Annotated in this window: 6 protein-coding genes; 5 read left to right on the forward strand and 1 reads right to left on the reverse strand. The window is 44.1% G+C overall.

Annotated elements, in window-relative coordinates; translation table 11 throughout:
* Positions 1 to 20 precede the first annotated feature (20 nt).
* The gene (locus NWP17_RS01930; RefSeq protein WP_280653227.1) at positions 21 to 977 is read right to left on the reverse strand and encodes a hypothetical protein; all 957 of its coding nucleotides are present in this window, start codon (positions 975 to 977) and stop codon (positions 21 to 23) included.
* 432 nt (positions 978 to 1,409) lie between these two features.
* Here NWP17_RS01930 and NWP17_RS01935 point away from each other — a divergent pair, with 432 nt between their 5' ends.
* The 5 genes from NWP17_RS01935 to NWP17_RS01955 all read left to right on the forward strand — a co-directional run.
* On the forward strand, positions 1,410 to 4,817 hold the full coding sequence (locus tag NWP17_RS01935) for a phycobilisome rod-core linker polypeptide (RefSeq protein WP_280653228.1): 3,408 nt from the start codon (positions 1,410 to 1,412) through the stop codon (positions 4,815 to 4,817).
* A gap of 336 nt (positions 4,818 to 5,153) precedes the next feature.
* On the forward strand, positions 5,154 to 5,639 hold the full coding sequence (apcA, locus tag NWP17_RS01940) for an allophycocyanin subunit alpha (RefSeq protein WP_280653229.1): 486 nt from the start codon (positions 5,154 to 5,156) through the stop codon (positions 5,637 to 5,639).
* A gap of 69 nt (positions 5,640 to 5,708) precedes the next feature.
* Positions 5,709 to 6,194 (forward strand): allophycocyanin subunit beta, encoded by a 486-nt coding sequence (gene apcB, locus NWP17_RS01945; RefSeq protein WP_280653230.1) that lies wholly within the window; start codon positions 5,709 to 5,711, stop codon positions 6,192 to 6,194.
* A 229-nt stretch (positions 6,195 to 6,423) separates the two neighbouring features.
* Positions 6,424 to 6,630, forward strand: coding sequence for a phycobilisome linker polypeptide (locus tag NWP17_RS01950; protein ID WP_280653231.1), 207 nt, complete (start codon positions 6,424 to 6,426; stop codon positions 6,628 to 6,630).
* Between the two features lie 373 nt (positions 6,631 to 7,003).
* Positions 7,004 to 7,702, forward strand: a 699-nt coding sequence (locus NWP17_RS01955) for an SBBP repeat-containing protein (RefSeq protein WP_280653232.1), incomplete at its 3' end; no start/stop codon positions are given.

A 7,702-nucleotide genomic window follows, 5' to 3' on the forward strand; every position in this document is an offset into this window, starting at 1 on the left:
AAGTCTCTATCAAAAACTCTCTACAAAGACAACTTCGCCATATAGTCCAGAGAAACACACAATCCTGGATACTTCATATCCGCCCATATGCTGGGTGAGTTTTCCGGTGTGGTCCCATTTGACCGAGTAGATGGGTTAGTTTCCCCAGCCAATTCCATCAGACTCACCCAATGGCTCACCCTCACCTCATCAGGTAGATGGGTAATGGTTATCGATGCTGCATGATCATTCACTCGCACTCTGACCACGTGGGGATCTGCTTTCAATAACCTTTCCAGTCGCCGCCCATAGCCGCGGTCTTGAGCGAGTCGGGGAACATGAAACCGTATTCTGCCCGGTATAACGTGGACAATACCATAAGCAACTGTAGAATGCACAGAGCAGCTATGACTTGTAAACTCAGCAGTTTGCCTAGATGGTTGGACATGAGATCCGCCAGATTTTGGTTCCAGGTCAGAAATCACCCGACGGGTAGCAGTTGCAGTGATCATATACACTGGAATTGCTGCCAAACCAGTAATTCCTAGCCCCCCCGTCACCGCTAACCCGGTAATTAAGGGAATTAAGGAAATTGATTGTTCTTGCCAAAAATCGACAGATTTCCACCCAGGTAATATATCTACTTTGCTGACTGGGATTGGTTCAACGTTGAGTTGTTGAAGGATGTCCAACATTTGCGCCATAGATAGCAAAGTTTGATCAAAGGTAATCACCAAACTACTTGTTTGCTGATGGAGACAAACCTTTGTTACTCCTTTGTAGTGCTGTAATTTCTGACTGATGGTTTCTAACTGAGAATGAAAACCACCCGCAGCACGAATGCGCACACGGCCGTTTGTAGCATGGACAATTTCTAATTTATGACTAGAAACTTCCACTTCTGGCTGCCGCACTTCTGGGCTGGCAGTTTTATTAATGTTGACTTGATCACTTTCCAACTGCGGATTACACTCGGAAAAACTAATATCTTGGATCATTTAATTGATAAGATACACCGAGGCTAGTAGCTCACAACAGGTTAAATATAGCCATAGCATTTAGTGTCAAGTATCTTCCTTAAGAAATATTTTCAGTAGCAGTAGGATAGGCTGAATTTCCCTTCCTAGAATAATTATTAACTTTATATAAATAAATTATATTTTGTCCATGAAGTATGGTAAAGGCTTGAGATAATTTATAGTCAAGCTACAATGTGCGGCTGTTCTAGCTTAAATATTTTGATTACAGATTCTACATACTTCTTAATAAATCACCAGAGAAAACGCAAAACGTTCTAATCTAAAGCTAACTGGGTTAATTAACTGGCAATTTTGCAGGCTGCAATCTCATTCATAATTACAGCAATATGTCAAGCCTGAAAACAACCCAGACTTAACACATATATAAATTAAAGGAGTTTTACAAATTCAATGAGTGTTAAGGCAAGTGGTGGAAGCTCGGTTGCGCGCCCGCAACTATATCAAACTCTGACTGTAGCCACAATTTCTCAAGCCGAACAGCAAGACCGGTTTTTGGGAAGCGGGGAGCTAGGGGAACTGGCTAGTTATTTCGCCTCTGGTGCGAAACGTCTAGAAATTGCTCAGACCCTGACGGAAAATTCCGAAATTATCGTTTCTCGCGCGGCTAACCGGATTTTTGTGGGTGGTTCCCCCATGGCGTTTTTAGAAAAGCCTAAAGAACCAGAACCAGCCATGGCCATGGACGGGGGTGGTTCGGAGATGAATATTGCCGAAGAGATGAAACTAGGAACTGTTACCTATGTGGAAACCCGCGGCGGTTTTTTAGAAAGTCTCCGTTCAATTTTTAATTCTTCTCCTAGCACTCCTGTTCCTCCAGGTTTTAGACCTATTAATGTCGCCCGTTATGGTCCAGCTAATATGGCTAAGAGCTTACGGGATTTATCTTGGTTCCTGCGCTATGCTACCTATGCCATCGTAGCTGGTGACCCGAATATTATCAGTGTGAATACACGGGGTTTGCGGGAAATCATTGAAAATGCTTGCTCTAGTGACGCAACATTGGTGGCTTTACAGGAAATTAAAGCAGCATCATTGTCTTATTTCCGTAAAGATGCTGAGGCTACAGCAATTGTGTCTCAGTATATGGATGTGTTGCTCAATGAGTTCCAAGCCCCGACACCTTCTAACAAACTGCGTCAACGTCCTTCCGGTGACCAACAAGGTCTACAACTGCCACAAATTTACTTTAATGCAGCTGAACGTCGGCCTAAGTTTGTCATGAAGCCTGGTTTGTCAGCTGGTGAAAAAATCCAGGTGGTAAAAGCGGCTTATCGGCAAATTTTTGAGCGGGACATCACCCGTGCTTATAGTTTGTCCATTTCTGACCTGGAATCTAAAGTAAAGAATGGCGATATCTCTATGAAAGAGTTTATCCGCCGTCTTGCTAAATCCCCTCTTTACCAAAAACAGTTTTACCAGCCCTTTATCAACAGTCGAGTCATTGAACTGGCCTTCCGTCACATTTTGGGACGGGGACCAAGTAGCCGGGAAGAAGTACAAAAGTACTTTGCTATTATTTCTAATGGCGGTCTACCAGCTTTAATTGATGCTTTAGTGGATTCTCAGGAGTACGCTGATTACTTTGGCGAGGAAACAGTACCCTATTTGCGAGGTCTGGGTCAGGAAGCCCAAGAATGTCGCAACTGGGGACCCCAACAAGATTTGTTGAAATACAGTGCGCCTTTCCGCAAAGTACCCCAGTTTATTACTACCTTTGCGGCTTACGAACAGCCATTACCAGACCAACATCCTTATGGTTCCGGTAATGATCCTTTAGAAATTCAATTTGGAGCGATTTTCCCGAAAGAAACTCGCAACCCCAGCAGCAGCCCGGCTCCTTTTGGCAAGGATACCCGACGCATTTTGATTCACCAAGGACCTGGTATTAACAACCAATTGAGTAATCCGAAGTCGCGGGGTGAAGCACCGGGAACTCTAGGACGCAAAGTCTTTAAACTAGATCAAATTCCTGCTACTTTGAGTAAACAAGCTGGTCAGGGTGTCAGTGTTAAGTTCTCAGAAAGCTCTACCCAGGCTGTGATTAAAGCGGCTTATTTGCAGGTTTTTGGTCGTGATGTTTACGAAGGTCAACGCCTGAAGGTGGCAGAAATTAAGCTGGAAAATGGCGAGATTTCTGTGCGCGAGTTTATCCGGATGTTGGCTAAGTCGGACTTATTCCGCAAGATGTATTGGACATCGCTATATGTTTGTAAGGCGATAGAGTATATTCATCGCCGCTTGTTGGGTCGTCCTACCTATGGCCGTCAAGAAAACAACAAGTATTTTGATATTGCAGCCAAGACCGGCTTCTACGCGGTAGTAGATGCTATTCTTGATACGCCAGAGTATAGCGAGGCTTTTGGTGAGGACACTGTACCTTATGAGCGTTATTTGACTCCTGGAGGTGTGTCATTACGCCATCTACGAGTTGGTAGCATTCGCTCAGATGTAGGTGCGAAGGTTGAGAAAATAGAAACACCCCGGTTTGTGGAATTGGGTCAGGTGGCTGAAAACCGCACAGAACCAGATATTCAATACCGGATTAATCAAGGGGTTACTAAGCAGCGGGAACAAACCAAAATCTTTAAGTTGGTGGCTAATACCAGCGATAAGGTAGCTGTGAAAACTATAATTAGTGCTGCTTATCGCCAGATTTTTGAACGTGATATTGCTCCTTATGTTGTCAAAAATGAATTCACGTCCTTAGAAAGTAAGCTAGGTAATGGTGAAATCAGCGTTAAGGAATTTATTGCCGGTTTGGGTTACTCTAAGCTGTACTTGAAAGAGTTTTATACACCACTACCCAACACTAAAGTGATTGAGTTGGGAACTAAGCACTTTTTGGGACGTGCGCCCATAGACCAGGCGGAAATCCGTAAGTATAACCAAATTTTGGCTACTCAGGGGATTCAGTCCTTTATTACCGCTATGGTAGACAGTCCAGAATATAGCCAGACCTTTGGTGAAGATACTGTTCCTTACCGTCGCTTCCCAACTTTACCCGCGGCTAATTTCCCCAATACCCAAAAGCTTTACAATCAACTGACTAAGCAAAATAACGATTTGGTTGTGCCTAGTTTTGAAACTGTGAAGCCGCGCATTGCTTCGGCCAATACGCCGATTTTAGCTAAGTCCATCGCAGATTTGGCAGCCCAAGCCAAGCAAATGGACAAAACCAAGCCGTTGTTTATAGAGTTGGGTCGTTCTTTTAACGATGGTCGCGGTCAATCAGTGGAAGTGGGTGTAGGTACGAGTCGCCGTAAACCTGCCAAAATTTACCGTCTCACAGTAGATGCTAACCAAGCAGAGAAACAACGGGTGATTGATGCTGCTTACTGTCAAGTGTTGGATGTGTTTAGCGGTCAAGTTCCCCAAGAATATCGCCGTTCTAACTTAGACAGTAAACTGCGGAATGGGGAAATTTCCCTGCGGGAGTTTGTCCGGGAGTTGGCTAGTTCAGAAATCTACCGTAAGCGGTTCTATACTCCTTATCCCAATACCAAAGTGATTGAGTTTCTCTTCCGTCACTTATTGGGACGCGCACCAGCTACCCAAGGGGAAATTCGTCAATATAACAAGTTGCTCGCCGATAGCGGTTTAAGGGCTGCTGTGGAAGCAATTGTGGATAGTCCAGAATATACCCGCTTCTTTGGTGAGGATGTAGTACCTTATCAGCGTTACCCATCACTACCTGCTGGTAATTACTTAGGTAGTGTGGAAGCTGCGGCTGATTTGGTCAAACAGTCTTGGTCTAGTTTATCACCTGCTGTATTGACAGGTAGAACAGGCGATCGCTAGGGGCTAAAAACTGGGGATTGGGTGTGGAGAATTTTCTATATTTCCATGACCCAACACCCCAGCAGCCCTGTTTGGCTGGTTTTCTCAGGCTTTCCCATAGCAATTTGACTGTTAAATCTGAAAGTTAATATTACAAAGTATTAAGAACAGTCATAAATGCTCAACAAAATGCCGGAAAATATTTTGCGGGAGGTAGTTGTGTTTTTGGGTCATTTCCTTCAATGATGGCCATGTCTCAAAAGGCAATGACAAAAAGCCACTACCACAAAAGTTAAAATTGCACAATTGCACCAGTTTTATAAATTCTGGTTTCATTAGTACTGGAGGAATCCATTAATGAGTATCGTCACGAAGTCCATCGTGAATGCTGATGCAGAAGCCCGCTATCTTAGCCCCGGCGAACTGGATCGTATCAAGAGCTTTGTTTCTGGTGGTGAACGTCGCCTCCGCATCGCTCAAATTTTGACCGAAAACCGCGAGCGCATTGTTAAGCAAGCTGGTGATCAGCTCTTCCAAAAGCGCCCTGACGTGGTTTCTCCTGGTGGTAACGCTTACGGTCAAGAAATGACCGCTACTTGTCTGCGTGACTTAGATTACTACCTACGCCTAGTTACCTACGGAATCGTTTCCGGCGACGTTACCCCCATCGAAGAAATCGGTGTTGTAGGTGTGCGCGAAATGTACAAGTCCCTCGGTACCCCCATTGACGCAGTAGCCGGTGGCGTTAACGCCATGAAGAACGTTGCTTCTACCTTGCTATCTTCTGAAGATGCTTCTGAAGCCGGCGCTTACTTCGACTATTTAGTTGGTGCGATGCAGTAAGCTGAAGCAATTTTGACTTTTGCTGAAACATAAGTATTGCAATCAGGTTGGAAATAAGGAAATAACAACATGCAAGACGCAATTACCTCTGTTATTAATGCTTCAGATGTTCAAGGTAAATACTTGGACGCTGCCGCTTTACAAAAACTCAAAGGCTACTTTGTAACTGGTGAACTGCGCGTCCGCGCTGCTACCACCATCAGCGCTAACGCAGCAGCCATTGTTAAAGAAGCAGTAGCTAAGTCTCTGTTATATTCTGACATCACCCGTCCCGGTGGTAATATGTACACCACCCGTCGCTATGCTGCTTGCATCCGCGATTTGGACTACTACCTGCGTTATTCTACCTACGCAATGTTGGCAGGCGATCCTTCCATCTTAGATGAGCGTGTATTAAATGGCTTGAAGGAAACCTACAACTCCTTGGGTGTTCCCATCGGTGCTACTGTACAAGCTATCCAAGCTATGAAAGAAGTAACCGCTAGCTTAGTAGGTCCCGACGCTGGTAAAGAAATGGGCGTTTACTTCGACTATATCTCCTCTGGCTTGAGCTAAGAACTACCCCCACTTAAGAAGTTAAGTGTGGTTTGATTAAGGTCTGGAAATTAATTGTGAGTGCTAGAACGTTCTATTGCTTATACTGTGGATGAGTGTTAGCGATCTAGTATTGATGGTTAGTTTCCAGACTTGGAGTGATTAACTTAAATATTTTCATAAAAACAACACTCCCATTTTTTTTGGTAATAAAAAAAACTTTTCACCATCACAGTAGGAGATTTAGAATATGGCCCGTTTGTTTAAAGTAACTGCTTGTGTCCCTAGCCAAACTCGAATTCGTACCCAAAGAGAGTTGCAAAACACATACTTTACTAAATTAGTTCCCTACGAGAATTGGTTCCGGGAACAGCAACGCATTCAAAAAATGGGCGGCAAAATTGTTAAAGTCGAATTAGCAACTGGTAAGCAAGGTACTAATACTGGGTTGATGTAATTTGATGTAAATAATATATTACAAACATCATTCTAGAGAGTTTTAACATACTCACCGACCTGTCAGGTCGGTGATTTTTCATGATTCACCGCAACTTGCTACCATTGTAACGCCAGCATCCTGCTTGCTACTCTTAATGAATAATCTAACCCCGAATCACAGTAATATTTCTCCCCATGGGACTAACAGCAATTTCTGTAGTAGAGCTTACATAGCGGTATAATGTAATTAAAGAAACCCTTAAGTATGACATCGAACTCACGTTAAAAAACATTGTTAAATTCTGTATCGGATTAAATAAAGAAAAATATTTATGATACTCTGTAAGTAAGCAGCTTTAGCACCGTTTTTTTACTTATACTACTATACTACTATGCTGAAAACCATGAACACCACCCTCAGTAATGACGATACAAGTTTACCCATTGTCCGTTGGGCACAAAAAGCAGGGGGTAGTAGCTCAGACTACGGCTACAGCATAGCCGTAGATAATAGCGGTAACATCTACACCACAGGAAACTTCTCTGGTACAGCCACCTTCGGCAACACCACCCTCACCAGTGTCGGCAGTGCTGACATATTCATTACTAAGCAAGACAGTAATGGCAACTATCTCTGGGCACAAAAAGCAGGCGGTAGTGGCTTAGACTCCAGCAGAAGCATCAGGGCAGATAGTAGCGGCAACATCTACACCACAGGAAACTTCTCTGGTACAGCCACCTTCGGCAACACCACCCTCACCAGTGCCGGCAGTGTTGACATATTCATCACCAAGCAAGACAGTAATGGCAACTATCTCTGGGCACAAAAAGCAGGGGGTAGTGACTCAGACTACAGCAGCAGCATAGCCGTAGATAATAGCGGTAACATCTACACCACAGGATACTTCTATGAGACAGCCACCTTCGGCAACACCACCCTCACCAGTGCCGGAAATCGAGACATATTCATTACTAAGCAAGACAGTAATGGCGACTATCTCTGGGCACAAAAAGCAGGGGGTAGTGACTCAGACTACAGCAGCAGCATAGCCGTAGATAATAGCGGTAACATCTACACCACAGGATACTTC

Source organism: Chrysosporum bergii ANA360D, assembly GCF_029891735.1.
GTDB lineage: Bacteria > Cyanobacteriota > Cyanobacteriia > Cyanobacteriales > Nostocaceae > Umezakia > Umezakia bergii.